The organism is Duganella levis (assembly GCF_009857605.1).
Lineage (GTDB): Bacteria > Pseudomonadota > Gammaproteobacteria > Burkholderiales > Burkholderiaceae_D > Rugamonas > Rugamonas levis.
In genome coordinates this window covers 213,437-240,219 of the sequence record NZ_WWCT01000002.1, presented here as the reverse complement: position 1 = coordinate 240,219, position 26,783 = coordinate 213,437, and the positions used below count along the sequence as shown (strand labels likewise).

The window sequence follows — 26,783 nt, the reverse complement described above, 5'->3', positions numbered from 1 at the left end:
GAAAAGATAGCCCGATTATCACCGAAGAGAGAGAAACGCGCTGGAGCACCCTGAATTTGACCAATAGCAATTCTTTCCTGCTCCGATCAGTCAACAATAGGCGCCTACCCCGATCAATGGAGCGACGACCATGTGGGCTGCAATCACGAAAATAATCAAAACCAAATGGCAAAGGCTAACACGCCACACTGGCACACGGCGCCTTTCCTGGTTTGCGCTCCTGTTGGTATTTGCGCTGGACGGGTATGTTTTGAGTCTGCTATTTGAGGGCACTCAACACGCCGGCCGCACCATTGCGATTCCCGTTCATCCTATCTCAGACAATTGTGCGGCGGCGTCTCAGCAACTCCTTGCCCACAGCACCGCTGCCGAACGCGCGGACGCCATCGGTTGGTTTGTCACCGCCATGAAAGACAACAAAGCAGCCGTTAGCAACGGCTTCAGTAATGCGCACGACGAAATCCCGGCAATCTGCGTTCACATCCGGGATAAATGGCTGGCCGCCATCGATAATGCGATGCCGCAATTACGACCACTGGCCGAGGAGCGCAAAGCGCTCGAAACAGAAATTGACAAGATCGAGTCTGAGATCAAAGAACTGAAAAGCAGCTATAGCACTGCACTGCTGGAGAAAATTGCCCGTCAAAGCCGCAGCGACTCCATTCTGCCCGCTGATGCGGCCCACACTAAAAGCACCATCGACGAATTGACTGAGACGTTGGCCGCTTTGAAACAGCAGCAGCATAATGCAGCTATCGCTATGGCGCAAAACCCTCACATCCTTGCCTACCTACAGTACCTGGCATCCTTACCCATCGATAGCGAATTCAAGAAGGAAGAGATTCGCTACGAAAGCCGGCAATTCTGGTACCCCCTGAAAGTGTTGGGCATCCAGGCAGTCTTTATCTTGGTGCCGCTGCTATTTGCCATCTTTTGGAACGCGCATTCAATCAAGCGGCAACAAGATACCCAGATTCTGGTGTCATCACACATCATCCTCGTGTGCGCCATTCCGATGCTACTGCGGCTGCTGTATTTTATTGAAGAACTGCTGCCTGAGGAATTGCTCTACTGGCTGCTGCCGAGTCTCGAACAATGGCGACTCGACTTCATCTGGTACTACCTGCTCATCGTTGCGTGCATCGCCGGCGGGCTGCTGCTGATCTACATCGCACAACGCACTTTGTTCAGTGCTGCCCGGCTGCGCCTGATTCGCCTGCGCAAAGCTCAATGTCAGCACTGTGGCGAAAAACTGCGCGGCAAGGAACAAGCCTGGTGCGAAGTCTGCGGCGCCAGCCAGGCAGCCCCCTGCCGGCAATGTGGCCAGCCACGACGTCTACTGGCCTTCCATTGCAGCCACTGCGGCACTTCGGCCTGACTAGCGCAACAGGTTTACCTTCGCCAGATCGATGAGCTCGGCGGCGCGGCCGTCCATCACGGCTTTCAGCATGAACAGGCCGAATTTGCCGGCCTCCTCCGCTGTGGTAGTCGGCGGCATGATCAGTTCCTGGCGGGCGCTCACCACATCCACCAGCGCTGGGCCATCATGCGCCAACGCCTCACGGATCGCCGGTTCCAGTTCGCCCGGCTGTTCCACCCGGATCCCCTTGATGCCCATCGCCTCCGCCATCGCGGCAAAATTAGGATTATGCAAATCGCAGCCGGTATCGAGGAAACCGTTGGCCTTCATCTCCATTTCAACAAAGCCCAGCGTGCCGTTGTTGAGCAGGATGATCTTCACCGGCAGGCCCAGCTGCAACAGCGTGACAAACTCGCCCATCATCATCGAAAAGCCACCATCGCCGGAGAATGAAATCACCTGCCGGTCGGGATGCGACACCTGCGCGCCGATGGCGTGCAACATGGCGTTGGCCATCGAACCATGGTTGAACGAGCCGACGATGCGCCGCTTGCCGTTCACCTTCAGATAGCGCGCCGTCCACGCGATCGGCGTGCCGACGTCGCACGTGAAGATGGCATCGTCCGCCGCCAACTCGCTGACCAAACGTGTAACCGCCTGCGGATGAATCGCCCGCGTGTTCTCATCCAGCTCAGCCAGACTATCCAGATCCTTGCGCGCCGTCACATAGTCTTCCTGCGCGCTGTGCAGGAAGCTGCTATCGGTCTTGACGGCCAGCTTCGGCAGCAGCGCGTCCAGCGTGTCCTTGACGCCGCCAAGCAACCCCAGCGTCAACGGACAACGGTTGCCCAGCGCTTCCGGCCGCAAGTCGATCTGGGCAATCTTCGCCTGCTCGGGGAAGAACTGGCGATAGGGGAAATCAGCGCCCAAGATCAGCAACGTGTCGCAACGCTTCATGGCCTTGTAGCCGGAGGCAAAGCCGACCAGGCCGGTCATGCCGACGTCGTAGGGATTGTCGTATTCCAGATGCTCCTTGCCGCGCAAGGTATGCACAATCGGTGCTTGCAGCTTGTGCGCGAGCTGCATGATTTCCGCGTGCGCGCCGGCGCACCCAGCGCCGCAGAACAGCGCTACCCGCTCCGAGCCATTCAGCAGCTCAGCCAGCTGATCGATCTCGGCCGCCGTCGGCAATACCACCGGCGCAGTCGGCAGCAGCCAGTGCGGCGGCTTGGCGTCCAACTTGCTCAGCGCCACGTCACCCGGAATCACCACCACCGCCACGCCACGCTTGGCCACTGCCACCCGCATCGCCCGATGCAGCACTTGCGGCAGCATGGCCGGATTCGACACCAGCTCGACATAATGGCTGCACTCCTTGAACAGGCTCTCAGGATGGGTGGACTGGAAATAATCGATGCCGATCTCGCTACTCGGAATATGCGCGGCAATCGCCAGCACCGGCACGCCGCTGCGCTGGCAATCGAACAGGCCGTTAATCAGGTGCAAGTTACCGGGGCCGCAGCTGCCGGCGCAGACCGCCAGTTCGCCGGTCAAATGGGCTTCGGCGCCGGCGGCAAAGGCCGCCCCCTCCTCGTGACGCATATGGATCCATTCGATCTCCTTCCGGCGCCGCAGCGAGTCGGTAAAGCCGTTCAGGGAATCGCCCACCACGCCGTAGATGCGCTTGACGCCGGCCTGGGCCAGGGTATGTGCCATGTAGTCTGCTGCCGTACCACTCATAGTCGAATCTCCAGGGAAAGGTCTAACAATAGGCAGATAGCATGATTGCTGCCGGATAGTATGATTGCTGAGTGTAGCCATCCGTGGCGCACGCTCCAATCCTCAGATGGGCAGTAGCCAGCACTAACTTTTGGGTGCGTACTTACGAGTCCGGTATTGGTGCTTTACACTTCAGAATCCAACATCCACACAAGGGCATATATGAGCAAGACTATCGTTGTCTACCATTCGGGCTACGGCCACACCAAGCGCGTCGCCGAATACGTGAGCGAAGGCGCCAGCGGCGAGCTGCTGGCCATCGATGCCGAAGGCAACCTGCCGGAAGGCGGCTGGGAAAAACTGCAGGCGGCTGACGCCATCATCTTCGGCGCCCCGACCTACATGGGCAGCCCGAGCTGGCAGTTCAAAAAATTTGCCGATGCCACCTCCAAGGCCTGGTTCACGCGCGCGTGGCAAGACAAAGTGTTCGGCGGCTTTACCAACAGTGCCAGCTTCAACGGCGACAAACAAGTCTCGCTGATCGCCCTGCAAACGCTGGCGTCGCAACACGGCGGCATCTGGGTCAGCCTGGGCCTGTCGCCAGCCAACACCAAGGCCGCACAACGCACCGACCTGAACAACCTGGGCGGCTCGGTCGGCCTGCTGGTGCAATCGCCATCGGACGCCAGCGTGGAGGAAATCCCGCAAGGCGACCTGGACACCGCCAAGTCCTACGGCAAGCGCGTGGCTGACATCGCGGGCCGTCTGGCCAAGTAATCCGCGTCCAAACGCAAAAGGCCCGTGATTGCTCACGGGCCTTTTTTCGTCCGCATATGACAAAATACCGTTTTTAACCCATGAACACGTGTAAGAGTCTCTATGCAACTACCTAGCTTCAACGATAAATTTTCCGACAACCTGTCCTTGCTTCCTGCAATGGATACAGTTGCAGCCATCGAACTGGTCGACCAGTCCGGCACGCCAGTGGCAAAGATCGAAAATAAACCAGGCCAGGCGGGATCACTGCGGGTGTATGGCTGGCTGGCCGAAACACTCGGCGCGATTACCCCTGAAGCAGCGGCGCTTGGCCTGAAGATTTATGCCGAACACACCCAGGATGCCCGCGCCAACCCCGGCAAACATCCCAACATTGATCGCCTGTTCAACATTCAAACGCCGGCACAAACCCTGCAGGTAAAAGGCCTGTAAAAACAAAAAGCCCAACCTGTAAGGATTGGGCTTTTCTTTATTCTGGCTCCCCGACCTGGACTCGAACCAGGGACCTGCGGATTAACAGTCCGTCGCTCTACCAACTGAGCTATCAGGGAAAAGAGGCCGCATTATATACGGCCCGTTTTCAGCTGTCTAGGCTGAACGGCAATTTCTTAGAAGTTGCCGCGGAACTGCACGCCAAACTGACGTGGCTCGTTGACGAAGCCGGTCAGGTTGTTGAAGTCGATCGCGCCGATGACTTGTTGCTTGTCGGTGATGTTACGCACGAAGGCGGCGACTTCATACTTGCCGCCATCCCAGTTGTAACCCGTGCGCAGGCCGCCTTCGGTCAGGGCTTTGCCGGTGAACTCTTTCGCTTCATACAGGAAGAAGTTCACTTTGCTGCGATACGACCAGTCGGTCAGCACGAACAGGTTGCCGTTCGCCAGTGGCCAGTTGTAACGCGCGGTGGCGTTGAAGATCCACTTGGCTGCTTGCGGCAGCGGGTTGCCGTTGATCGAGACCAGGCCGTTGGCGCCGATCGGATTGGTGATCGTGCACTGCGCGCATTTCGCGACGTACAGGTTTGGATCTTCGATCTTGGTGAAGTTGTACGAACCGCTCAGCGTGGTCTTGAAGTCAGGCGTGATGAAGCCTTCGATCTCGCCTTCCAGGCCGCGACCCTTGCTCTTGGCAGCGTTGATCAGCTTGGTGACGTTGGAGTTGCCGCCAACCACGGTCAGCTGCTGGTTCTTGACTTCGAAGTCGAACACGCTCAGCGACGCGCGGGCGCGGCGGTTGAACAGGTCGGCCTTGATGCCGGCTTCATACGAGGTGATGGTTTCCGCATCGGCCACGGTGATCGGCACCGATGCCGACGCTGCGGCGATCGATGGTGCGCGGAAGCCAGTCGCTACGCGGGCGTAGGCGCTGACGTCCTTGTTCAGCTTGTAGGTGCCGCTCAGGTCCCAGTTTGCCTTGTTCTTGCTCTCGTCCACCGAGGTGGCGCCGACCTGTACCACGTTGACTGCCGACACGGTGCGGAAGTCTTTCTGGTCGTGGGTGTAACGCACGCCGCCGCGCACGGTGAAGTCGCTCGACACGTCATACGATACCGAACCGAACACTGCGTAGGCTTCGTTGTTCTGATGGCTGGCCAGGTGCGAAGTCTGCACTTGGGTGTTGCTGTCGAAGTTGTCGCTGAAGCCGTCGCCACTTTCCTTGAAGTAGTAGACGCCGGTCTGCCAGTTCAGCGGACCTGCGTTTTTCGACTCAACGCGGAATTCCTGGGTGTACTGCTTCAGGCCGCTCAGCCCGCCACCGGTTTGCACCTGGAACGGAATGAAGCCTGGGCCGCTCGGCGTGCCGCCGTCGATGTCGCCGCGGCTGTAGTAGTTGTCCACGCCTTCGTAGCCGGTGATCGAGAACAGCTTGACCGAACCCAGGTCCCAGGTCAAGCGAACGTTGGCGCCGTTGGTGCGCAGGTTCTGCATGTTCAGGCCGTTGGTGCTGATCTTGGTGAAGTCGTAGTCGTCGACCAGATCGTTGGTGCCCTTCTTGATGATGTTGGCGCGGAACAGACGGGCGCTGCCGTCGGTGGTGCGCGAGTGCACGTTGAACAGGGCGTTGAAGGTGGTGCTTGGCTTGTACAGGAACTGGACGCGCTCGGCGTGTTCGTTGTAGCCTTCCAGCGAGTCGTTCTGCTTGGTGAAGGTGTTGTCGACGAAGTCGTCGCGGTGCTGGCGCAGGGTCGACACGCGCATGGCCCATTCGCTCGACAGCGGAATATTGGCGGCGGCTTCAACGCTGGAGGTCTTGTGGGTGGCCAGCGAAGCGCTGTAGTAGCCTTCGATCTTGTCCAGGTTCGGCTTGGCCGAATCAAACTTGACCACACCGGCTGGGGTGTTGCGACCGAACAGCGTGCCCTGTGGGCCGCGCAGCACTTCCACGCCGGCCACGTCGAAGACCGGGAAGCCTTTCAGGATACCGTTCTCTTGCACCACGTCGTCATAGATCAGCGACACTGGCTGCGAAGCGAAGGTCGAGAAGTCGGTGTTGCCGTAGCCGCGGATGTAGAAGCGCGGGAAGGTACGGCCGTTCGACGATTCAACGTTCAGCGAAGGCACTTTGCCTGCCAGGAAGCGGATGTCCTGACCGCCGGACAACAGCACGTCCAGTTTTTCGCCGCTCAGCATGGTCACGGAGACCGGTACATCCTTGATGTTTTCCGCGCGGCGCTGGGCGGTCACGGTCACGGTTTCCAGCTGCGGCTGGGTGGTGCTGGCGGCGTCAGTCTGCGCCAGGGCGGTACCGATAGGCAATACGGCGCTCAGCGCCAGCAGGCGCTTGTGCATCTTCGACAGTTTGATCATTCAATTTCCCGATTTAAATGTAGTGCAAAGAGTTAGAAACAGTTGTCTCCTGCTTTCTCTTTTGTTTGGTCACTACCCGGCCATCTGTCGTGATCGTGGTAGCGCAAGGCCTCTACGCCGTTGCGGAAACTAGCAATAGTGCACTGACTTTTTTGAAAGGCGATATTTTCTTTGATTGATAGTGGGTATTGCAAGCTGAATATATCTAAAACCAAATTAACTGTTAGAAATTCGGTTAAGCATATGCAATAACTGAATATTCAGTGGTTTACGCGTGTCGCGTCGTCCACAATGTGGTGCGTTAGATAAGCTTGACGGGGAGATATGGCGGCTGCGCTGTTGCGCAAATGACGCACGGCCAGCGAAGGCTGGCCGTGGTGGGAAGGAGTTACATGCCGAGCGACTTGAGCAATTCGTCGGCTTCGTCATCGGCGGACGACACCGCCGGCGCGCTGGCCGACTTCTGGCTGTCGCGCTCCTGATCCAGCAGCGCATCCGGATCGCTGATTTCGCTGGAATCGAAATCGTGCAGACGGATGAACTCGGTGCGGTCGATCGCCAGTTCCAGGTAGAAGATGTTGCTCTTCTCGGTGTAGAAGCTGACGCGGCGCATTTCCGGGCGGTCCAGCGGGGTGTCGACGCTGAGCACGATCTGCTTGTTCAGCACCAGCATTTTCGGCTGATTCTGCGTGATGTTGGTTTGCAGTTCACGGCGGATCTTGCCGGTGAAGTCACCGACGATCTGGTTCATCAGCTCGCCGAGGATGTTGGACACTTCGTCCGACGTGTGCGAACTGGCCAGTTCCGACTTTGGCATGCCCATGTGCAGCATGTAGCGCTCGTAGATTTCCATCGCCGTGTCGGCGGCAAAATTCAGCACCACCAGGCCGGTAAAGCCGCCGTCAAACAGCACGAAACAGCCGATGTCGGGCTTCAGGCCGACCTTGGTAATCCGCTGCACCATGCCGGAATAATTCACCTTGCTTTGCATTGCCACATTCAGCACCCGGGTGACCGAGTTGCACAGACTCGACAACAAGTCTTCCGTGCCGTAGACAATCGCTTCGTTTTCGCCGCTCATATTTCTACCTCTGTTACTTTCTTTAGATGAAAACGCATTCCGCTCTCTGGCGGAAATCAGATTCAGAATACCGAGGTGCAAGATTCTCGTCTACCTGAATCGTGTGTTTTGTGAACTTTCGGTGCAAAAATGCAAAATCTTTGAACGCTTCGACATGGCCTTATGACAGAGACCACACTTTACAATTGACAAGTGAATTCCGGTAGCATCTGCGACGCAATACCTGTTAAGCAACAGTCTGCAACCACTTCACCGGAATCGCCATGACAACATTTCGACACAATTGGCACAGCCTCAAGCTCGCCTCTGCCATCAGCCTCGCCGCCATCCTTGCCGCCTGCGGTGGCAGCACCGATACCCAGAACGACAGCAGCGCCAGGAAAACCGTACTGAGCATGGGCCGGATCAGCGCCAGCGCTGCCAACACCCTCACCCTGCCGCTGGAAGTGCTCGGCGCCGGCACACCTGCCAAGCCGGTCATCGCCGAAGCCCAGCTGGGCGTTGACGCCAGCCAACTCGGCAGCGTCGCCCAGCTGTGGTTCCAGTGCCACCGCTGTGGCTTCTACTCGGCGCCGGAATTTGAAAAAACCACCGCCCTGCCGGCCAAGATCAAAGCCAGCGTGCGCGTGCTGGGCGGCGCAGCCACCACCTCCAACACGCCATGGATTGACATCACCGATGCCAACGTCACGCTGGCCGACGATGAGCGCCTGCACGGCGGCGTCAACGGCGGCTTCTACACCACCCGCATCACCCTGCCGCTGGACGCCGCCACGCGCGCGCGGCTGGTAGCGCTGCCGAGCACCAACCGCATCCAGTTCCGCTTCAACGGCACCGATGGCGAATCGAACGGCTACCGCGTGCTCAACCTGCAACTGCAAGACGCCGGCGCCACGCAGGTCGACAGCACTACGATTCAACGCTTCGACCCGCTGAGCGAACGCGACGCCAGCGCCATCACGGCGGCCGACGCCGCAGCCGGCAAAGCGCTGTGGTACGCGCACGGCAAGATCGCCAAGTCGGCCATCGTCACGCGCAAGCTACAGGCGGCCTGCGCCTCGTGCCACGCGGACAACGGGCGCGACCTGCAATACTTTAACTATTCCAATAACGCCATCGTGCAGCGCAGCCGCTTCCACGGCCTGACGGAAACGCAGGGCAAGCAGATTGCCGCCTTCCTGCGCTCCTCGTTGCAGAACGTCGCCTATGTCGACAAGGCGCGGCCGTGGAATCCGCCGTACCAGCCCGGTCCCGGCCTCGATTGCAGCACGGCCGATTGCGCCACGCGCTGGGCGGCCGGCGCCGGCCTGGAAGCTGTACTGAACACACCGGCGGACGCCGTCAAGGCGCTGTTCGGCAAACCGCTGGACGCGCCGCTGTCGCTGACGCAAGCCGACGTCGACAAAGTGATGAATCCCAACGCCACCATGAACGCCCGCGAAACCGCGATCGCCATGCAGTTCCCCGATTGGAACGCCTGGCTGCCGACCATACACCCGCTGGACGTCTGGCCGACGCAGGCCGACGGCAGCGGTTTCACCAACGGCATCACGTATCCGAGCAACGGCCTGCAAAATCCCAACGGCCGCTACCAGAATCTGATTGAATGGTTCCAGAAAAACAAAAATCCGAACGGCAATCTGGCCGACTGGAGCCATCTGATTCCTGACCTGCGCGTGCAGATCAACGCCATGATCAATGTCACCGGCTGGGACGGCTACGCCTTCCTCGGCGGCGGCCGCGGCGACCACATCGCCAGCAGCGGCGTCTACGGCGCGCAGATCGGCGCGGCGCACCTGCAATCGCTGGCCTCAAGCGCCACCATGGCGGCCGGCAAGCCCGGCGCCTTCACCACCAACGCCTTCATCGAACGCTCCGTAGCCAGCCTGCTGCACTGGAACGCTGTCAAGCAATGGGAACTGGCCCAGGATTATTCGCTGGAAGGCAACCAGACCTGGTTCATCGGCGACAAGGACAAGACCACCGGCGCCTGGAAAGGCCGCGGCGAGGCGCATGGCTGGCCATTCAACACCGTCAGCCTGTTCTTCCTGGCGCCGCACATGGTGTACCAGGCGGACAAGGACGCCTCCGGCAACGTCACCCGCGAGTGGTACACCGCGTGGGAAGCCGACAACATCGTCGCCTCCTACTACCGCAGCAACCAGTGGTATCAGTTGCAGATGACAGTCAATCCGGGCGGCCAGAGCGGCTGGGTTAATTTCCCGATGGACTGGCCGTACCTGACCGCGTTTGACGAATACATCGCCAACAAGGTCGGCGCGGCCACGCCGTCCGCCAAGGCGCTGCAGGACAGCCACTTCGTGCGCCTGCTACAGGCGCGCATCAAGTCGGCGCAATACGTCAACAACGACTTGGTGCTGTACGATCCGAACCAGCCCGACCTGTTCGCCAACGAGGGCCGTTACGGCCGCGCACAGGTTGCCAAACACCTGACCACCACCAACTTCCTGGACAACGCCAACCGTGACGGCATCAATCCCTCGAAGTACCGTTTCCTCGACGACCTGCAACCGGGACTGTATTTGAAAACGGTGAACGGCGCGATCCAGCAGTTCAACATGCTGTACACCCAGCAGCCGCTGAGCGCCTGGCGCCGCTGCGATCCAAACAATACGCAGCTGAACGAGCCGGAGAACGTGGCCGGCTTCCGCTACTGCCTGGATCAAGCCAGGAGTCCGCTGGGCACGTACAGCGACGGCACGCACTTCATGGTGTCGAACGCGCTGTACCAGACCACCACAGAGCAGACCGAGCAATACGGTATCTGGAAAGCCACGCAAATGGGCGCCGAACCGGCTCGCCTGAAAGTGTGGAGCGACTGGACTGCGGCCGCCTGGCAGTAAGCTCTATGGCCGGCGAAAGGTATCTGACTTTTCTCCGGCCCTTGTTCAACAAGCCGGCTTTCATCGCTACACGATCAATTCGTCTTTGATTGTTGAGACAGCCACTCCCTAATGGCCTCGTTCACCCGTGTTTGCCATCCCCGCCCACTTGCCTTCAGCGCGTCGAGCACGTCTTGATCAAAACGAATAGTGGTGGCCACTTTGGGCTTGGCTTTGACGCTCCCAAGGGGACGGCCACGACGAGCGGCGATCTCTTGCGCAGTGGTCACTCGCCCCTCGCCACGCATAACCTGATCCAGGCTTCGCAGCAGCGCATCCTCAAACTCGACCATTTCCGGATCAATTGCTTGCTTAGTTCGCTTGTTCATCAAATTTCTCCTTCAACCTCAACAGGAATTCCGGTCGCAGGTTATCGAACTTAGCCTTGGCGTATGCGAATAGCAGCACCAGTTCTCCGCTGGCAAGACGCGTGAAGTAAATCACGCGCGCGCCACCGCGCTTGCCAATACCTTTTCGCGCCCAGCGAACCTTGCGCAGCCCGCCTACGCCTGGGATCACATCACCGGCTAAAGGATGTTCAGCGATCCAGTCGATGAACGCAATACGCTCCGGATCGGACAATATCGCGCGAGCGGAAGCAATGAATTCGGGCGTCTCTATGACGGTCAGCATTTAATTTAGTGTACTAACAAAAAATTAGAGCAACAAGAATAATTTGTTAGTACAGTTAATTAAGAAATGCACATCAACAAAACGCCCTGTGGTGCTTGAGACAAATCAAAAGACGGAGTCAAGAGTAGACTTGGAGACAAAAAAAGGGGCTACACGCTGAAACGTGTAACCCCTTTTTCTGTACTACTAAAATTCTGGCTCCCCGACCTGGACTCGAACCAGGGACCTGCGGATTAACAGTCCGTCGCTCTACCAACTGAGCTATCAGGGAATTGTACTGCTTCTAAATTGTGGCTCCCCGACCTGGACTCGAACCAGGGACCTGCGGATTAACAGTCCGTCGCTCTACCAACTGAGCTATCAGGGAATTGAGGCCAGAATTGTATCGGTCAGAAGCCGATTTGCCTAGAGCTAAAACAGGTTTTTTTTAGCCCGATTCAGCTTACTGCCCCAGGCAGATGATCTTGGTAGCGTATTCCTGTGCGCCCGGCTTCTTTTTGGTGGCCCAGGCAATCGCCTCCTCGGCTTCCGCGATGGTCATCACGGTGGCTTTTTCTTTATTCTTGATAAAGGAGACGCCTTCAAACACGCCCTCTTTACTGCGCATGACCTTGGCGAATACCGGCGGTTTCATGTCGCCGTCGCTGATTTTGTTCTGTTGAACCAGGTAACGCTGATCGTTGTTTTCCATATCAATCACTCAAATGTAAAAAGCCCAACCTCGAAAGATTGGGCTTTTAGTATTCTGGCTCCCCGACCTGGACTCGAACCAGGGACCTGCGGATTAACAGTCCGTCGCTCTACCAACTGAGCTATCAGGGAATAGAGGCAACATTTTATACTGTTTCTTTCACATCAGCAAGATGCGATTTACTGCGGTATTTCATGTTGCCCTTACTTCGCTTTGCGCCTTACAACGCAGCGCGAAGAAACAAGATTTTAGAGCACTTTAGCGATGGCGTCAATAACGATGTCGATATTGCGCGAATTCAACGCCGCCACGCAGATGCGACCGGTATCCACCGCGTAGATCGATTCCGCCCGCAGCTGCTCCACTTGCGCCTTGTTCAGGCCCGAGTACGAGAACATGCCGATCTGGTCGCGCACGAAGGCGAAGTCGTGGCCTTTGGCAGCCAGCTTTTGCACGAACGCTTCGCGCATTTCCTTGATGCGCACGCGCATGCCGGCCAGCTCGTCTTCCCACAGCTGACGCAGTTCCGGCGTGGTCAGCACGGTCGCCACAACTTTGCCGCCGTGTACCGGCGGATTCGAGTAGTTGGTGCGCACCACGCGCTTCAGTTGCGACATCAGGCGGGCCGCTTCGTCAGCCGACGCCGCCACCACGCTCAGCGCACCGACGCGCTCGCCGTACAGCGAGAATGATTTGGAGAACGAATTCGACACCAGCAGCGGACCGCCGGTGGCAGCGAAGCGGCGCACCACTTCGCCGTCTTCCGCGATGCCGGCGCCAAAGCCCTGGTAAGCCATGTCCAGGAACGGCACCAGGCCGCCCGAGCTGATGGTGCCGATGACTTCGGTCCACTGGTCCGCAGTCAGGTCGGCGCCGGTCGGGTTGTGGCAGCAGGCGTGCAGCAGCACGATGGCGCCGCGCGGCATGGCTTTCAGGTCGGCGATCATGCCGGCGAAGTTGACGCCGTGGGTAGCCGCGTCGAAGTAAGCGTAGTTGTTGACTTTGAAACCGGCGCTTTCAAACAGCGCGCGGTGATTTTCCCAGCTTGGGTCGCTGATATAGACTTCGGCGTCCGGCGCGAAGCGCTTCAGGAAGTCGGCGCCGATCTTCAGGGCGCCGGTGCCGCCGATGGCTTGCACAGTAACTGCGCGCTTCTCTTGAATTACGGCGCTATCGGCGCCAAATACCAGCTCTTGCACTGCCTTGTCGTAGGCTGCCAGACCTTCGATCGGCAGGTAGGTGCGCGGCGCTGGCGTGGCGATCAGGATTTCTTCCGCTTTCTGTACGCACGATAGCAGAGGCACCTTACCGTTGTCGTCATAATAAACACCAACACCCAGATTGATTTTGTTCTGGTTGATGTCGGCGTTGAACGCCTCGGTAATACCCAGGATAGGGTCGCGTGGTGCCATGTCGATGGCGCTGAACAAGCTAGGATTCGTCATGATAAGATTGGATTCGATTGGAAGCGGTTCGCAGCAGAGATGTATAGACAGCGCCCCTAAAATACCGACTTCAGGCCGCTGGCAGGCCATTATTCTAACAAAGGTCTGAGCACGATGGCTGATTTACCTGTAGCAGAATTCCCCAAGGCAACCGTGGTGACGTTCCCCGATTCGCCTTTCAAATTGCACCAGCCCTTCCCGCCCGCCGGCGACCAGCCCGTGGCGATCGATCAACTGTGCGAAGGCATCGACGACGGCCTGTTCTTTCAGACGCTGCTGGGCGTGACCGGTTCCGGCAAGACCTACACGATGGCCAACGTGATCGCCCGCAAGGGCCGTCCCGCTATCGTGTTCGCGCCGAACAAGACGCTGGCGGCGCAGCTGTACTCGGAGTTCCGCGAATTCTTCCCGGAGAACGCGGTTGAATACTTCGTCTCCTACTACGATTACTATCAGCCGGAAGCCTACGTGCCACAGCGCGACCTGTTCATTGAAAAGGACTCGTCCATCAATGAGCACATCGAGCAAATGCGCCTGTCGTGCACCAAGTCGCTGATGGAGCGGCGCGACGTGGTGATCGTGGCGACCGTGTCGGCCATCTACGGTATCGGTAATCCGAACGAATACCACCAGATGATCCTGACCTTGCGCCAGAAGGACCGCGTGTCGCAACGCGACATCATCGCGCGCCTGATCCAGATGCAGTACACGCGCAATGAAGTGGACTTCGGCCGCGGCACCTTCCGCGTACGCGGCGATACGCTCGACATCTTCCCGGCCGAGAATGCGGACCTGGCGGTGCGCCTGGAGTTGTGGGACGACGAGCTGGAATCGATCCAGCTGTTCGATCCGCTGACCGGCCGCGTCAAGCAGAAGATCCCGCGCTTCACCGTGTATCCCGGCTCACACTATGTGACGCCGCGCTCCACCGTGCTGCGCGCGATCGAGACCATCAAGCTGGAGCTGCGTGAGCGCCTGGAGTTCTTCCGCAAGGAGAACAAGCTGATTGAAGAGCAGCGCCTGGAACAGCGCACGCGCTTCGATCTGGAGATGATGGCGGAAATCGGCTTCACCAAAGGCATCGAGAACTACTCGCGTCACCTCAGCGGCGCCATGCCGGGCGAACCGCCGCCAACGCTGGTGGACTATCTGCCAAAAGACGCGCTGATGTTCATGGACGAGTCGCACGTGCTGGTGGGCCAGTTGAGCGCCATGTACAACGGCGACCGCTCGCGCAAGACTAACCTGGTGGACTACGGCTTCCGCCTGCCATCGGCGCTGGACAACCGCCCGCTCAAGTTCGAGGAATTCGAGGGCAAGATGCGGCAGACCATCTTTGTCTCCGCCACGCCGGCCGAGTACGAGAAGACGCATGCCGACCAGGTGGTGGAGCAAGTGGTGCGACCGACCGGCCTGGTGGACCCGCTGGTGATCGTGCGCCCTGCCCTGTCGCAGGTGGACGACCTGATGTCCGAGATCACCGACCGCGTCGCCAAGAACGAGCGCGTGCTGGTGACCACGCTGACCAAGCGCATGTCCGAACAGCTGACCGAGTACCTGAGCGATCACGGCATCAAAGTGCGCTACCTGCACAGCGATATCGAAACCGTGGAGCGCGTGGAACTGCTGCGCGACCTGCGCATCGGCACCTTTGATGTGCTGGTCGGGATTAACTTGCTGCGCGAAGGCCTGGACTTGCCGGAGGTGTCGCTAGTGGCGATTCTGGACGCGGACAAGGAAGGCTTCCTGCGTTCCGATCGCTCGCTGATTCAGACCATCGGCCGCGCGGCGCGTAACCTGAACGGCGTCGCGATTCTGTACGCGGACCGCATGACCGACTCGATGGAGCGCGCCATCGGCGAGACCGAGCGTCGGCGCGCCAAGCAGATCGCCTTCAATGAAGCCAACGGTATCGTGCCGCGCGGCGTGAAGAAGATCATCAAGGACATGATCGACGGCGTCTACAGCGAGAAGGACGCTAAGGAAGTGCGCGAGGTGGCGCAAGAAGCGGCCAAGTACGAGTCGATGAGCGAGAAGCAGATCAGCAAGGAGATCAAGCGGCTGGAGAAAGCCATGCTGGATCACGCGAAGAATCTGGAATTCGAAAAGGCCGCGCAAGTGCGCGACCAGCTGCACCTCCTCAAGCAGCAACTGTTCGGCGCACCCGGCGCCGACAATATCGCCTGACATCAAACAGGTGCGCCGAGAATTCGGCGCACCTTGTCGCTTTGGTCTATGGCCAAATCCATCAACTCCATCATTCTGGCTAGCTTGATTGGCATCTCACGCAGGCTAATGACGAGCTCCTCATTTTCTAAAATTAGCAGTTCGGCCCGCCGACCTTCCAGGCGCTCCATGAAAGAAGTCTCCTCATTGTAGAGATGTCGCTTTTCCAATAGCAGTAGTGTGAAAACCTGGTGTCCACGTCGGTATGTCGTTGAAAACTGGCGAATAACTAGATGAGCGTTGAGGATAATGCCTGCATTATCTTTCCTGCTGATTTGCTGCCAAGACAATTTTTCATCTCTAGTCAACGCAAGAATTTCATTAAATAGGGTTTCGTAGTTACTCATAAATCCCCCGAATAGGACAGCCAATCGTAGATCACCTCACGAACAGCAGCCATGTCTCCCGCCTCAATATGTCTATGAAGTTCAATAACGATACGTCCACGTGCCGTAAATTTCGACCAAGCGCGCATCGGTAAGTTCCTTCGCAATGCCACAAGCTTTTCCATAGACTCAGCAGAGTCTTGGGAAGTTGTAGTCAATATATATTCCAGTAAATCCCGGATTCGCCGCTTGCGCCGGAATTTTATGAGATTGTGCTTGATGCTGCGCAAGTACAGCAGCGATAGGATGGAGATGAACAACGAAATAATCGATGCCCATGATGCGTAGTGGCTAAGTTGTGCTTCGGTCATAGCTGCCTCTGTCATTGAGCGACAGAGGCAGTGTACGGAGACGCCAGCAACGCGCTTGCGCCTGCATCAAGCTCAGGGCTTGTTGATGAACGAGGTTATTGCGTCAACCAGTTGCGGAGCGACTGGCAGCGTCGGGGTGGCGTAGGAATTCATCTGCTGCGCTTCGTCATCCGGCACCAGTTTCAGGACGTGGTTCATGCCGTCGATGGTCACCAGCTTGGCCTTCGACGCAGCCTCCGCCAGCGCTTTGGCGTCGTCCGCTTTGACTTGCATGTCGGTGCTGCCTTGCAGGATCAGTACCGGAATTTTTAACGCGGCGATGGCTTTGCGCGGGTCATGCTGTAGCGCGGAGATCAGATAGGGCTGCACGTCCGGATTATACACCGACATCAGTGGCGGCGGCACATTACTGGTGGTTTTTCCGGCTTTGAGTTCATCCAGAATGCGGTCGCTTTCCGCCTGCATTGGCGGCGGCAATTGCTCCTTCATCTGTTCGCGCAGCAGTTCTTCGATCGAACGGCCGGTACCCGCGATCAGTACGCAGGCATCCGCCCCGCCCTGCGCGCAGGCTTCGGAGGCGATCAACGCGCCTTCGCCATGACCGGCCATCACCACGCGCGAGAAGCGCGCATCGCTGCGCAGTTTTTTCAGCCACGCCGCAGCGTCGCCGATGTAGTCATCCAGGCGCAGATCCTCTTCCTTCCATACTGGCAGCGCGCTGGCGGCGACGCCGCGCTTGTCGTAGCGGATCGAGGCGATGCCTTTCTTCGCCAGCGCTTCCGCCAGCAAGCGCAGCGCATCGTTGGCGCCGAACTGCGTGGTGCTGTTGCCATCGCGGTCGGTGGGGCCGGCGTCGGCGTGCAGCAGCACGACCGGGACTTTGCCGCTCACGCCATCCGGTGTCAGCTCGGTGCCGTAGACGGCGCCACCCGCCACCTCCACCAACACCGGCCGCTGCGCGGCCAGCGTCGATACCGACACCATCAACAACGACAACATGAATTTGAAACGCATACTTTTCTCCATTTACTGAGGAAGACGTTTATACACCAGCAGCGAGTAGCCGGCCGCCAGCGGCGCCCACGCGGCCATCAGCACCATCAGCACCCAGTACGGCACGGCCAGCCACACGGCGAGCAAGCCTAGCACGCCACTGCCCACCATCAGCCGTGCCGCCAGTCGATGGGTGGCGTACCACACCGCTTCGCTGGCCAGCGTCCACGGCGTGCGGATGCCGATGAAGAAGTTGCGGCGCATCTTGCCCATCGAGTTACCGATAAAAATCTGCACCAGGAAAATCAGGCCAACCAGCACGCGCACCGTATCCAGATGCACACCCAGCGCAGCGCACAGCATGATCATCTCGATGCCGCCAAACAGCGCCACCACTGCCGCCATCATATAGCCGTAGGTCTCGGGAGAATTCTGCACTTCGAATTTTTTTGGCGACAGCCACGGCATGGCCATCGCAAACAGCAGCATGCCGGTCATGGTGCCGGGCCCCATCAGCCATAGCTGCCAGCGCCCGCCGTAACCATTGACCTTGCCGGCCGCGTCCCAATGCACCGGGATGATCTCGGGCAGCGACGGATAGTAATACGCGGTGACGGCCGCCATGGCCAGGATCATCAGAACACACAGCATGATTGCGCGTGGCTTCATTTTTTTCTCCCCTTGGTATCGGTGCCGGCCAGGTCCATCATCCAGGACAGCACGTCTTGCAGCACGGTGGTGTTGAGTCCATACCAGATGGTCTGCCCGTCGCGCCGGCGCGTGATCAGATCCGCTTCCGCCAGCACCGAAAAATGGTGCGACATGGTCGGCTTGCTCATGTCGAACTGCTGCGCCAGGTCGCCGGCCGTCATCTCGCCGTTGCGCAGCAGGCGCAGGATCTCGCGCCGGGCGGGATCGGCAATGGCTTTGAAGGCGCTGTTGGATGCATTCATTAGGCAGACATCTAATTAGACAGTCATCTAACTATAGGCCGCAAAACTGCGCAGGTCAAACACTTTTACAGGTCAGGGCGAGACTTCACCTTCTTTGATTTCGAGCACGCCGGGCAGTTCGCCAAGGCGCTTGCTGACCGCGCTGAACTGCCCTTGCGTCAGGCGCGACAGCGTGATCTGGATTTCGTCGACGTCGGGTGCGCCGGCCTTGTGGCGCATGACGAAAGTCTTGACGCGGGCGCTGCCGGGCCCCAGCGCTTCGTGCAGCCTTGGCAGCGACAGCGCATCGCGCTCGGTGAAGATCACGATGGCCCGCAACTGGCGGCTGGCGATGAAGCGCCGCTCCAGCGGCTTGATGCCGGCCAGGATGATGAGGATGATGGCGGTGGCCGCCACCGCCGGAATATACAGGCCGCCGCCGACCGCCAGCCCGATGCCGGCCACCGACCACACGCTGGCCGCCGTGGTCAGGCCGCGCACGATCTCACCGCGCGCCATGATGGCGCCGGCGCCGAGGAAGCCGATGCCGGACACCACCTGCGCCGCCATGCGCGAAGGATCCAGTCCCACGCCGGGCGCCGTGACGTCGACGAAGCCGTAGGCCGAGACGATCATGATCAGCGTCGAGCCGACACTGACCAGCATATGCGTGCGCAGCCCGGCCGCCCAGGCCAGGCGCTCGCGTTCATAGCCGATGAAGCTGCCCAGCAAGGCAGACAGCGCCAGGCGGCCGATCATGTCCCATTGCGTTACCTGATGCATGGCATCCTCCGCAAAAGGACCACTCTACAGGGTTTTGACGAACTCGCGAATACCGCTCAACAGCATCTCTACCGACATCGCCGTCAGGATCAACCCCATCAGGCGCTCGAAGGCGGTCATCACCTGCGGCCCCAGGACTTTCTGCAAGCGCTCGGCGCTGAGGAACACCGCCAGCCACACCACGCCCACCGCCGCCAGCGCCGCCACATGCACCAGCACTTCACCCGTGCTCTCGCGCGAGAACAGCAGCACCGTGGCCAGCGCCGACGGTCCGGCCAGCGCAGGTATCGCCAGCGGTACGATGAACGGCTCGGCGCCATCGGTGCGGCCCAGTACCCCATCCGGATGCGGGAAGATCATGCGGATCGAGATCAGCAGCAGGATCACGGCGCCGCCGATGCGCAGCGCCACTTCGGACAGGTGCAGCGCTGTCAGGAAGTGACGACCGAAGAACATGAAGATCAGCAGCAGCACAAAGGCGATGCCGCATTCGCGGATGACGATGCGCGGCCGGCGCGCCGCCGGCACCGGATTGAGCACGCTGGCAAACAGCGGCACGTTGCCGAAGGGGTCGGTCACCAGCACCAGCAGGATGAAGGTCTGGAAGAAGTCTTGAGTCATAAACTCTCTTGAAGAAAAAAGGGAGCCGCAGCTCCCTTGTTAACACGGCTTAAGCGGCCGTTTCGCCTTTCTTGATCCACGCCGCCAGCTGGTGCGGGCGCAGGCCGTCGTAGTCTTCGAACGGCTGGTGGATCCATGGGTTGTGCGGCAGTTCTTCCATCTGGTAGTCCGGACGGAAGGCCGAGCTGCCCTTGGTCCAGATCACGGCCGATTTGACTTCGGTCACGCCGTCGAAGTTTTCCTTCAGGTGCTGCATAACCTTGGTCAGCGTCACGCCGGAGTCGGCCAGGTCGTCGACCAGCAGGATCTTGCCGCTCAGCGGGCCCTTGGTCATCGTCATGTACTTGGCGATGTCCAGGTCGCCCTGGGTGGTGCCCTTGTCTTCGCGGTACGAGCTGGTCGACAGGATCGCCAGCGGCACGTCGAAGATGCGCGAGAACACGTCACCCGGACGCACGCCGCCGCGCGCCAGGCACAGCACCATGTCGAACTTCCAGCCCGATTCATGCACCTTGAGCGCCAGGCGCTCGATCAGGCGGTGGTATTCGTCCCAGGAGACCCAGAGGTGTTTTTCGTTGGTTTGTGGAGTGGTCATAAAATTCCTTGATTAAGCGAATGGATGACGCAGCACGATCGTTTCTTCACGATCCGGACCGGTCGATACCATGTCGACCGGCACGCCGACCAACTCTTCGATACGCTTGATGTAGTTACGGGCGGCCACCGGCAGCGCGTCCATCGACTTGGCGCCGACGGTGGTGTCGGTCCAACCCGGCATTTCTTCGTACACTGGCACGCACAGCGCGGCTTCTTCAGCACCCGACGGGAAGATGTCGGTGGCCACGCCGTTGATGGTGTAGCCGGTGCACAGCTTCAGGGTTTCCAGGCCATCCAGCACGTCCAGCTTGGTGATGCACATGCCGGTCACGCCGTTGATCTGGACCGAGCGGCGCAACAGCGCAGCGTCGAACCAGCCGCAGCGACGGGCACGACCGGTCACGGTGCCGAACTCGTGGCCTACTTGCGCCAGGTGGTGGCCCACGCCGGCGTCGGTTGGCAGTTCCGACGGGAACGGACCGGAACCCACGCGGGTGGTGTAGGCCTTGGTGATGCCCATGACGTAGTGCAGCATGCTCGGGCCGACGCCGGCGCCGGCGGCGGCATTGCCGGCCACGCAGTTCGACGAGGTCACGAACGGATAGGTGCCGTGGTCAACGTCCAGCAGCGAGCCCTGGGCGCCTTCGAACAGCAGGTTGGCGCCGGCCTTGTGCGCTTTGTACAGCGCGCTCGAGACGTCGGTCACCATAGGGCGCAGGCGCGGCACGTAGGCCAGCGCGTCGTCCAGGGTCTTCTGGTAGTCGACCTTCGGTGCTTTCAGATAGTTTTCCAGCACGAAGTTATGGTAGTCCAGATTGGCTTCCAGTTTTTCGGCGAAACGTCTTTCGTTCAGCAGGTCGGCGATACGGATGGCGCGGCGCGCCACTTTGTCTTCGTACGCAGGGCCGATGCCCTTGCCGGTGGTGCCGATCTTGGCGTCGCCGCGGGCGGCTTCACGGGCGTGATCCAGCGCAGCGTGGTACGGCAGGATGACGGGGGCTGCGTCCGACACTTTCAGGCGCGAGGCGACTTCCACGCCGACCGCTTCCAGCTTGTCGATTTCACGCAGCACGTCCGGCACCGACACCACCACACCGTTACCGATGTAGCAGGCCACGCCCGGGCGCATGATGCCCGACGGGATCAGTTGCAGCGCAGTTTTGACGCCGCCAATCACCAGAGTGTGGCCGGCGTTGTGACCGCCCTGGAAGCGCACCACGCCTTGCGCGTGATCCGTCAGCCAGTCGACGATTTTGCCTTTACCTTCATCGCCCCATTGGGTACCGATGACGACGACGTTTTTTGCGTTTTTGTTTGACATCACATTAACCTAAGTTTTTAAGAATCCAGTTACTACCATGCTCTTCGAGGACCAGCGCGCGATCGCACTCGAACTCGTCCAGTTCGTGGCTGTGACCCGGCATACTCTGGATCACCACTTCGCCGGACTTGCGCAGCTCGGCGATTTTTTCCTTCAATTCCGGCGCATTGCCCCACGGCGCGCGGATCGAATGCTTGCGCTCCGCAGTAGGCAACAGGCGCGCCAGTTCGCGCAGGTCGAGCGAGAAACCGGTGGCGGGACGTGCCCGGCCGAAGGCCTCGCCTACGTGATCGTATCGGCCGCCGCGCGCCACTGCGTTCGGCAAGCCTGGTACATACAGCGCGAACATCGCGCCGCTTTCATATTGGTAGCCGCGCAGGTCGGCCAGGTCGATGGCGACCTGAGCACGGCCCAGCGCCGACGCCGCCAGCGCGGCCAGTTCGGCCAGCGCCTTGGCAATGCCCGGCATGTCCGGCAGCACTTCGCGCGCTTTCGCCAGCACATCGACGTCGCCGTACAGCGACGGCAGCGCCAGCAAGGCGTCGCGCACCAGCGGCGCGTAATCCCTGGTCAGCGCCTGCAGATCCGGCACGTCTTTGGCGCGCAGCGCGGCATACAGTTTCGCCTGGTCGCGCTGGGCGGCCGGGCAATTATCCAGCAACGCGCGCAGCACGCCGACGTGCATCAGGTCCAGCCGCACTTCGGTGAAACCGGCCAGGGCCAGCGAAGCCAGCGCCAGTTCCTGGATTTCCGCGTCGGCTTCCAGGCCGGCGTGGCCGTACATCTCGCAGCCGATCTGCAGCGGTTCGCGGGTGGCGTGCAAGCCCGACGGACGGGTATGCAGCACGCTGCCGGCGTAGCACAGGCGCGTGACCGAAGCACGGTTCAGCAGGTGGGCGTCGATGCGCGCCACTTGCGTGGTCATGTCCGGGCGCAGGCCCAGCATGCGGCCCGACAGCTGGTCGACCAGCTTGAAGGTGCGCAGGTCGGTGTCTTCACCGGCGCCGGTCAGCAGCGATTCCAGGTACTCCAGCAACGGCGGCATGACCAGCTCGTAGCCGTACAGACGGAAATTATCCAGCATCAGGCGACGCAACTCTTCAATCTTGCGTGCTTCCGACGGCAAAACGTCGGCGATATTCTCAGGCAGCAGCCAATTCGGCATGGGACTATTTATTTAAGAAATGAACAATGCGGCACGCAGGCCGAGGCCACCAAACTGGACGGCCGAACCTGATATTTTACGCGAAAATGCGTTGAATGAGGGGAAAAAGTAGCCAACACGTCGCTCCCGCGCAGGCGGGAGCCCATGGAACGCCGACATAGCCGGCTCAGTATGGGTTCCCGCTTGCGCGGGAATGACGTTATTTCTTGGCTGGGGCAGGAGCGCCGCCGGCGCCAGAGCCCTTGAAGTATTTGAAGAAGTCCGAGCTGGAATCCATCACCATCACGTCGCCATGGTTCTTGAAGGTGGTGCGGTAGGCTTCCAGGCTGCGGTAGAACTTGTAGAACTCAGGGTTTTTGCCGAATGCATCAGCATAGATGGCCGATGCCTTGGCATCGCCCTCACCCTTGGTTTCTTCCGCTTCCCGATACGCTTCCGCCAGGATCACCGAACGCTGGCGATCGGCATCGGCACGGATCTTTTCGGATTCTGCCGCGCCGGTCGAACGCAGCTCGTTGGCCACGCGCATGCGCTCGGCCTTCATGCGTTCGTACACCGAGGTGTTGATCTGCTCAACATATTCCACGCGTTTCAGGCGCACGTCGATGATCTCGACGCCGATCTGGGCGGCTTCTTGCACCACCTTGGCACGGATGCCTTCCATCACCTTGCCGCGCTGGCCGGAAATCACTTCCGCCACGGTGCGCTTGGTGATTTCTTCATTCAGCGCCGCCTTGATGATCTGCGACATACGGTCACGCGCGCGGCTTTCTTCGCCGCCGAAGGTCACGTAGTACAGCTTCGGCTGGGCTTCGCCGCGACCGATGCGCCATTTGACGAAGCTGTCGACCAGGATGTTCATCTTCTCGGCGGTGATGAAACGCTCGGCATCCGGCGATTCGATCGTCATGATGCGGTTATCCAGGAACACCACGTTCTGGAACGGCGGCGGCAGTTTGAAGTGCAGGCCCGGCTCGCGGATCACTTCCTTGATCTGGCCCAGTGCGAACACGATCGCGTACTTGCGCTGGTCGACCACGAACACGGTCGACGACAGCAGCATCAGCGCGATGAACGCCAGGACAACGGTACTAGCTATGCGATTCATTAACGGCTCTCCCGGTCACGTAAGGACTCGCGCGTGCGCGGATCGCGCAGGCGGTTGACTTCCACCGACGGTATCAGGTCGGATGGCAGCGTGGCGTTGGTGGCTGGCGAGCCGCCGGCCGCTTGTGCCGCAGCCGCGCGCGCAGCGGTGGCTTGCGCATCGGTGGCTGCGGCCTGGGCGATCAGCTTGTCCAGCGGCAGGTACAGCAAATTGCTGCCGCTTTTCGCATCGACCATCACCTTGGAGGCGCTGGAGAAGATCTGCTGCATGGTGTCCAGGTACATGCGGTCACGCGTTACGCCTGGCGCCTTCTGGTACTCGACCAGCACCTGCTTGAAGCGCGATGCATTACCGGTGGCGTTTTCCACCACCATCGAACGATAGCCCTCGGCTTCCTGCAGCAGGCGCGAAGCGGCGCCGCGCGCGGTAGGAATCACCTGGTTGGCGTAAGCCTGGCCTTCATTCTTCTGGCGCTCGCGGTCCTGCCCTGCTTTCACCGCATCGTCGAAGGCAATCTGCACCTGCTCCGGCGGCTGCACCGCTTGCAGCGTGACGCTGGAGACCAGCACGCCGGAAGCGTAGCGGTCGAGGATCTGCTGCATCAGCTGCTGGGTTTCGAAGGCCACTTTGTCGCGTCCTTCATACAGCACGAAGTCCATCTTGTTCTTGCCGACGATTTCGCGGATCGACGTCTCGGCGACCTGGCGCACGGTGTCTTCCTCGTCGCGGTTATTCATCAACCACGCGACCGGATCCTTCAGCTTGAACTGCACGGCGAACTGGATGTCGATGATGTTTTCGTCATCGGTCAGCATCAGCGATTCGCGCGCCTGCTTGTTCTTGATATTGCCACGGTAGCCAATTTCCACCATGCGCATCTGCGACACCTTGACCGTTTCGTCGCTCTGGAATGGGTACGGCCAGCGCCAGTTGAAACCGGAGCCCGTGGTGTGGCTGACTTTACCGAAGGTGTAGACCACGCCGGTCTGGCCCTCCTGCACGATGAACGAGCCGCTGGCGAGCCAGATCAGCGCCACCACCGCGCCGATGGCGCCGGCCGTGGCGCGGATGCCGCCGGCGATGTCGGGACGATTGCCGCCGCCGTCACCGCTGCCGTTGTTGTCGTTGTTATTGTTGTTGGGCGGACGCTTCTGGCCGAACAGATTGTTCAGCTTCTGATTGAAGTCGCGCCACAGCTGTTCCATATCCGGCGGACCTTCACCGGGCTTTTTGCCTTCATTGGCTTGCGGCTTGTTGTCCTTCCCCCAGCGAGGGTCGTTCAGCGACAGCTTCAAGCCAAGTCGTTTCATAAGTGAGGAGACACGCATTAGTGTGATCCAACGTCAGTGAGGGTGGGACTGCTCTCTACTTCTTCTAATTCTTCTTGTGTGTCTTCGGTGTCGTACGGCTGCTGCAAGCGCGCGTTCGGCGCGGCCTTGGCCCATTCGGTGATGGCGCCACGCAGCAAGTCCAGTCCTTCGCCAGTGCGGGCACTGAGGAAGACGCGAGAAATCTTATCATATTCATCTCGCTCAACCGAGGGTTCGAGGTCGGCCGCGTCGATCTTGTTCCACACCAGAATCTGCGGAATATGATCGGCGCCGATTTCCTTGAGCACCAGGTTGACCTGCTCGATCTGCTCCATGCGCACCGGCGACGCGGCGTCCACCACGTGCAGCAGCAGATCGGCATGGATGGTCTCTTCCAGCGTGGCGCGGAATGCCGCCACCAGCTGGTGCGGCAACTCGCGCACGAAACCCACCGTATCGGACAGCACCACGTTGCCGACTTCCTCGCCCATGTAGACGCGACGCGAAGTCGTGTCCAGCGTGGCGAACAGTTGGTCGGCCGCATACACGCCGGCCTTGGTCACCGCGTTGAACAGGGTGGATTTGCCGGCATTGGTGTAACCCACCAGCGAAATCGAGAACGTCTGGGTACGGTTGCGTGAACGGCGCTGGGTCTCGTGCTGCTTGCGCAGCTTGGCCAGACGCGCGCGCAGGGCCTTGACCCGCTCGCCGATCAGTCGGCGGTCGGTTTCCAGCTGCGTTTCACCGGGACCGCGCAAGCCGATACCGCCCTTCTGGCGCTCAAGGTGAGTCCAGCCGCGGATTAATCGGGTCGCAAGGTGCTGTAACTGCGCCAGCTCAACTTGCAGCTTGCCCTCGTGACTCTTCGCGCGCTGCGCGAAAATATCGAGAATCAAACTGGTCCGGTCCAGCACCCGAATGTTCAGGCGCTTTTCCAGATTGCGTTGCTGCGCCGGCGACAGCGCGTGGTTGAAGATGACGATTTCGATGCGGTCGGCCAGCACGGCCTGGCCGATTTCGTCCGCCTTGCCGCTGCCGACGAAATAAGCCGCGTCCGGAGCGGAGCGCTTTGCCGTGATCACCGTCACCGGTTCCGCCCCGGCTGAACGCGCCAGCAGGTTGAGTTCCTCGACGCTGGCGGCAAAGTCGCCCTGGCCGAAATCGATACCGACTAAAGCTGCGCGCATACGACGGTCACGCTATGTGGAGAGAAGCGATGCTGCAAATGCTTATTCCGCTTCGTTTTCAATATTGAGGTTGACGGCGCGAGCCGGCACCACGGTGGAGATGGCGTGTTTGTACACCATCTGGGTCACGGTGTTACGCAGCAGTACGACGTACTGGTCGAACGATTCGATGTGGCCTTGCAGCTTGATGCCGTTGACCAGGTAGATCGAAACAGGAACGTGTTCCTTGCGCAAGGCATTCAGGAATGGGTCTTGTAACAGTTGCCCTTTATTGCTCATAACAGCTCCATTTTATGTTGTTGTGTTGGAAGTGGAGGCGAAACGCTTGATTTCAAGGTCGTGGCCCAGCGAAAAGTCTTTAAAAGTCAAACTATTTTCGCTGAAACACCGCTCGCCACGTGAAAAGTGGTGCTTCTAAGCCACTGTA

26 protein-coding genes and 4 tRNA genes are annotated in these 26,783 nt (G+C 59.7%); 5 read left to right on the top strand and 25 right to left on the bottom strand.

Annotated features, from left to right (window positions below; translation table 11 throughout):
• Positions 1–130 precede the first annotated feature (130 nt).
• Positions 131–1,378 (top strand): hypothetical protein, encoded by a 1,248-nt coding sequence (locus GTP69_RS04050; protein ID WP_161053671.1) that lies wholly within the window; start codon positions 131–133, stop codon positions 1,376–1,378.
• On the opposite strand, the gene poxB is transcribed toward GTP69_RS04050, so the two are convergent.
• Positions 1,379–3,100 (bottom strand): ubiquinone-dependent pyruvate dehydrogenase, encoded by a 1,722-nt coding sequence (poxB, locus tag GTP69_RS04045; protein WP_161053670.1) that lies wholly within the window; start codon positions 3,098–3,100, stop codon positions 1,379–1,381.
• A gap of 201 nt (positions 3,101–3,301) precedes the next feature.
• Here poxB and GTP69_RS04040 point away from each other — a divergent pair, with 201 nt between their 5' ends.
• Together GTP69_RS04040 and GTP69_RS04035 are read left to right on the top strand one after the other, a co-directional pair.
• Positions 3,302–3,856, top strand: coding sequence for a flavodoxin family protein (locus GTP69_RS04040; protein ID WP_161053669.1), 555 nt, complete (start codon positions 3,302–3,304; stop codon positions 3,854–3,856).
• 102 nt (positions 3,857–3,958) lie between these two features.
• Positions 3,959–4,288: a DUF2322 family protein gene (locus GTP69_RS04035; protein WP_161053668.1), complete on the top strand. Its 330-nt coding sequence runs from the start codon at positions 3,959–3,961 to the stop codon at positions 4,286–4,288.
• Positions 4,289–4,331: 43 nt separating this feature from the next.
• On the opposite strand, the gene GTP69_RS04030 is transcribed toward GTP69_RS04035, so the two are convergent.
• The 3 genes from GTP69_RS04030 to GTP69_RS04020 form a co-directional block, all read right to left on the bottom strand.
• Positions 4,332–4,407, bottom strand: a tRNA-Asn gene (locus GTP69_RS04030).
• Positions 4,408–4,464: 57 nt separating this feature from the next.
• Complete coding sequence (locus tag GTP69_RS04025) at positions 4,465–6,663, bottom strand: TonB-dependent receptor (RefSeq protein ID WP_161053667.1); 2,199 nt, start codon at positions 6,661–6,663, stop codon at positions 4,465–4,467.
• Positions 6,664–7,051: 388 nt separating this feature from the next.
• Positions 7,052–7,744, bottom strand: coding sequence for a DUF3334 family protein (locus GTP69_RS04020; RefSeq protein ID WP_161053666.1), 693 nt, complete (start codon positions 7,742–7,744; stop codon positions 7,052–7,054).
• 263 nt (positions 7,745–8,007) lie between these two features.
• Here GTP69_RS04020 and GTP69_RS04015 point away from each other — a divergent pair, with 263 nt between their 5' ends.
• The gene (locus tag GTP69_RS04015) at positions 8,008–10,608 is read left to right on the top strand and encodes a hypothetical protein (protein ID WP_161053665.1); all 2,601 of its coding nucleotides are present in this window, start codon (positions 8,008–8,010) and stop codon (positions 10,606–10,608) included.
• Positions 10,609–10,682: 74 nt separating this feature from the next.
• Here the strand turns inward: GTP69_RS04015 and GTP69_RS04010 are convergent, their stop codons facing one another.
• From GTP69_RS04010 to GTP69_RS03980, 7 genes are all read right to left on the bottom strand, one after another.
• Complete coding sequence (locus GTP69_RS04010) at positions 10,683–10,895, bottom strand: BrnA antitoxin family protein (protein ID WP_308494412.1); 213 nt, start codon at positions 10,893–10,895, stop codon at positions 10,683–10,685.
• Positions 10,896–10,959: 64 nt separating this feature from the next.
• The gene (locus GTP69_RS04005; protein ID WP_161053664.1) at positions 10,960–11,280 is read right to left on the bottom strand and encodes a type II toxin-antitoxin system RelE/ParE family toxin; all 321 of its coding nucleotides are present in this window, start codon (positions 11,278–11,280) and stop codon (positions 10,960–10,962) included.
• A gap of 195 nt (positions 11,281–11,475) precedes the next feature.
• Positions 11,476–11,551, bottom strand: a tRNA-Asn gene (locus GTP69_RS04000).
• 20 nt (positions 11,552–11,571) lie between these two features.
• Positions 11,572–11,647 (bottom strand) — tRNA-Asn (locus GTP69_RS03995).
• A 75-nt stretch (positions 11,648–11,722) separates the two neighbouring features.
• Positions 11,723–11,971, bottom strand: a complete 249-nt coding sequence (locus GTP69_RS03990) for a hypothetical protein (protein ID WP_110849044.1) — start codon at positions 11,969–11,971, stop codon at positions 11,723–11,725.
• A 55-nt stretch (positions 11,972–12,026) separates the two neighbouring features.
• Positions 12,027–12,102, bottom strand: a tRNA-Asn gene (locus GTP69_RS03985).
• A 117-nt stretch (positions 12,103–12,219) separates the two neighbouring features.
• Positions 12,220–13,416: an amino acid aminotransferase gene (locus GTP69_RS03980; protein WP_202424287.1), complete on the bottom strand. Its 1,197-nt coding sequence runs from the start codon at positions 13,414–13,416 to the stop codon at positions 12,220–12,222.
• Between the two features lie 114 nt (positions 13,417–13,530).
• Here GTP69_RS03980 and uvrB point away from each other — a divergent pair, with 114 nt between their 5' ends.
• A complete protein-coding gene (uvrB, locus tag GTP69_RS03975) occupies positions 13,531–15,603 on the top strand; it encodes an excinuclease ABC subunit UvrB (RefSeq protein WP_161053663.1) in 2,073 nt (690 codons plus the stop codon).
• A 2-nt stretch (positions 15,604–15,605) separates the two neighbouring features.
• On the opposite strand, the gene GTP69_RS03970 is transcribed toward uvrB, so the two are convergent.
• The 14 genes from GTP69_RS03970 to hfq all read right to left on the bottom strand — a co-directional run bounded on the left by GTP69_RS03970 (position 15,606) and on the right by hfq (position 26,635).
• Entirely contained in the window at positions 15,606–15,989 is a 384-nt protein-coding gene (locus tag GTP69_RS03970) for a hypothetical protein (RefSeq protein ID WP_161053662.1), read from the bottom strand.
• Positions 15,986–16,339 (bottom strand): hypothetical protein, encoded by a 354-nt coding sequence (locus GTP69_RS03965; RefSeq protein WP_161053661.1) that lies wholly within the window; start codon positions 16,337–16,339, stop codon positions 15,986–15,988. The genes GTP69_RS03970 and GTP69_RS03965 overlap by 4 nt, the downstream gene beginning before the upstream one ends.
• 72 nt (positions 16,340–16,411) lie before the next feature.
• Positions 16,412–17,353, bottom strand: coding sequence for an alpha/beta hydrolase (locus GTP69_RS03960; protein WP_161053660.1), 942 nt, complete (start codon positions 17,351–17,353; stop codon positions 16,412–16,414).
• A gap of 12 nt (positions 17,354–17,365) precedes the next feature.
• Positions 17,366–18,001, bottom strand: a complete 636-nt coding sequence (locus GTP69_RS03955) for an SdpI family protein (protein ID WP_161053659.1) — start codon at positions 17,999–18,001, stop codon at positions 17,366–17,368.
• On the bottom strand, positions 17,998–18,285 hold the full coding sequence (locus GTP69_RS03950) for an autorepressor SdpR family transcription factor (RefSeq protein ID WP_161053658.1): 288 nt from the start codon (positions 18,283–18,285) through the stop codon (positions 17,998–18,000). Before GTP69_RS03950 ends, GTP69_RS03955 begins: the two co-directional genes overlap by 4 nt.
• Positions 18,286–18,357: 72 nt before the next feature.
• The gene (locus tag GTP69_RS03945; protein ID WP_161053657.1) at positions 18,358–19,047 is read right to left on the bottom strand and encodes an MgtC/SapB family protein; all 690 of its coding nucleotides are present in this window, start codon (positions 19,045–19,047) and stop codon (positions 18,358–18,360) included.
• Positions 19,048–19,071: 24 nt separating this feature from the next.
• Positions 19,072–19,668 (bottom strand): MarC family protein, encoded by a 597-nt coding sequence (locus GTP69_RS03940; RefSeq protein ID WP_161053656.1) that lies wholly within the window; start codon positions 19,666–19,668, stop codon positions 19,072–19,074.
• Between the two features lie 49 nt (positions 19,669–19,717).
• A complete protein-coding gene (locus tag GTP69_RS03935; protein WP_161053655.1) occupies positions 19,718–20,263 on the bottom strand; it encodes a phosphoribosyltransferase in 546 nt (181 codons plus the stop codon).
• 12 nt (positions 20,264–20,275) lie between these two features.
• Positions 20,276–21,586: an adenylosuccinate synthase gene (locus GTP69_RS03930; protein WP_161053654.1), complete on the bottom strand. Its 1,311-nt coding sequence runs from the start codon at positions 21,584–21,586 to the stop codon at positions 20,276–20,278.
• 4 nt (positions 21,587–21,590) lie between these two features.
• Positions 21,591–22,751: an ATP phosphoribosyltransferase regulatory subunit gene (locus tag GTP69_RS03925; protein ID WP_161053653.1), complete on the bottom strand. Its 1,161-nt coding sequence runs from the start codon at positions 22,749–22,751 to the stop codon at positions 21,591–21,593.
• A gap of 199 nt (positions 22,752–22,950) precedes the next feature.
• The gene (hflC, locus tag GTP69_RS03920; protein WP_161053652.1) at positions 22,951–23,859 is read right to left on the bottom strand and encodes a protease modulator HflC; all 909 of its coding nucleotides are present in this window, start codon (positions 23,857–23,859) and stop codon (positions 22,951–22,953) included.
• Positions 23,859–25,169, bottom strand: coding sequence for an FtsH protease activity modulator HflK (gene hflK / locus GTP69_RS03915; RefSeq protein ID WP_229260804.1), 1,311 nt, complete (start codon positions 25,167–25,169; stop codon positions 23,859–23,861). Before hflK ends, hflC begins: the two co-directional genes overlap by 1 nt.
• 17 nt (positions 25,170–25,186) lie before the next feature.
• Positions 25,187–26,356 (bottom strand): GTPase HflX, encoded by a 1,170-nt coding sequence (gene hflX, locus GTP69_RS03910; protein WP_110849064.1) that lies wholly within the window; start codon positions 26,354–26,356, stop codon positions 25,187–25,189.
• Between the two features lie 42 nt (positions 26,357–26,398).
• A complete protein-coding gene (hfq, locus tag GTP69_RS03905) occupies positions 26,399–26,635 on the bottom strand; it encodes an RNA chaperone Hfq (protein WP_072780809.1) in 237 nt (78 codons plus the stop codon).
• Positions 26,636–26,783: the final 148 nt, after the last annotated feature.

Bases quoted from the DNA above. Each gene is read 5' to 3' on its own strand.
- GTP69_RS04050 (WP_161053671.1), top strand. From the start codon at position 131: ATGTGGGCTGCAATCACGAAAATAATCAAAACCAAATGGCAAAGGCTA.
- poxB (WP_161053670.1), bottom strand. From the start codon at position 3,100: ATGAGTGGTACGGCAGCAGACTACATGGCACATACCCTGGCCCAGGCC.
- GTP69_RS04040 (WP_161053669.1), top strand. From the start codon at position 3,302: ATGAGCAAGACTATCGTTGTCTACCATTCGGGCTACGGCCACACCAAG.
- GTP69_RS04035 (WP_161053668.1), top strand. From the start codon at position 3,959: ATGCAACTACCTAGCTTCAACGATAAATTTTCCGACAACCTGTCCTTG.
- GTP69_RS04025 (WP_161053667.1), bottom strand. From the start codon at position 6,663: ATGATCAAACTGTCGAAGATGCACAAGCGCCTGCTGGCGCTGAGCGCC.
- GTP69_RS04020 (WP_161053666.1), bottom strand. From the start codon at position 7,744: ATGAGCGGCGAAAACGAAGCGATTGTCTACGGCACGGAAGACTTGTTG.
- GTP69_RS04015 (WP_161053665.1), top strand. From the start codon at position 8,008: ATGACAACATTTCGACACAATTGGCACAGCCTCAAGCTCGCCTCTGCC.
- GTP69_RS04010 (WP_308494412.1), bottom strand. From the start codon at position 10,895: ATGCGTGGCGAGGGGCGAGTGACCACTGCGCAAGAGATCGCCGCTCGT.
- GTP69_RS04005 (WP_161053664.1), bottom strand. From the start codon at position 11,280: ATGCTGACCGTCATAGAGACGCCCGAATTCATTGCTTCCGCTCGCGCG.
- GTP69_RS03990 (WP_110849044.1), bottom strand. From the start codon at position 11,971: ATGGAAAACAACGATCAGCGTTACCTGGTTCAACAGAACAAAATCAGC.
- GTP69_RS03980 (WP_202424287.1), bottom strand. From the start codon at position 13,416: ATGACGAATCCTAGCTTGTTCAGCGCCATCGACATGGCACCACGCGAC.
- uvrB (WP_161053663.1), top strand. From the start codon at position 13,531: ATGGCTGATTTACCTGTAGCAGAATTCCCCAAGGCAACCGTGGTGACG.
- GTP69_RS03970 (WP_161053662.1), bottom strand. From the start codon at position 15,989: ATGAGTAACTACGAAACCCTATTTAATGAAATTCTTGCGTTGACTAGA.
- GTP69_RS03965 (WP_161053661.1), bottom strand. From the start codon at position 16,339: ATGACCGAAGCACAACTTAGCCACTACGCATCATGGGCATCGATTATT.
- GTP69_RS03960 (WP_161053660.1), bottom strand. From the start codon at position 17,353: ATGCGTTTCAAATTCATGTTGTCGTTGTTGATGGTGTCGGTATCGACG.
- GTP69_RS03955 (WP_161053659.1), bottom strand. From the start codon at position 18,001: ATGAAGCCACGCGCAATCATGCTGTGTGTTCTGATGATCCTGGCCATG.
- GTP69_RS03950 (WP_161053658.1), bottom strand. From the start codon at position 18,285: ATGAATGCATCCAACAGCGCCTTCAAAGCCATTGCCGATCCCGCCCGG.
- GTP69_RS03945 (WP_161053657.1), bottom strand. From the start codon at position 19,047: ATGCATCAGGTAACGCAATGGGACATGATCGGCCGCCTGGCGCTGTCT.
- GTP69_RS03940 (WP_161053656.1), bottom strand. From the start codon at position 19,668: ATGACTCAAGACTTCTTCCAGACCTTCATCCTGCTGGTGCTGGTGACC.
- GTP69_RS03935 (WP_161053655.1), bottom strand. From the start codon at position 20,263: ATGACCACTCCACAAACCAACGAAAAACACCTCTGGGTCTCCTGGGAC.
- GTP69_RS03930 (WP_161053654.1), bottom strand. From the start codon at position 21,586: ATGTCAAACAAAAACGCAAAAAACGTCGTCGTCATCGGTACCCAATGG.
- GTP69_RS03925 (WP_161053653.1), bottom strand. From the start codon at position 22,751: ATGCCGAATTGGCTGCTGCCTGAGAATATCGCCGACGTTTTGCCGTCG.
- hflC (WP_161053652.1), bottom strand. From the start codon at position 23,859: ATGAATCGCATAGCTAGTACCGTTGTCCTGGCGTTCATCGCGCTGATG.
- hflK (WP_229260804.1), bottom strand. From the start codon at position 25,169: ATGAAACGACTTGGCTTGAAGCTGTCGCTGAACGACCCTCGCTGGGGG.
- hflX (WP_110849064.1), bottom strand. From the start codon at position 26,356: ATGCGCGCAGCTTTAGTCGGTATCGATTTCGGCCAGGGCGACTTTGCC.
- hfq (WP_072780809.1), bottom strand. From the start codon at position 26,635: ATGAGCAATAAAGGGCAACTGTTACAAGACCCATTCCTGAATGCCTTG.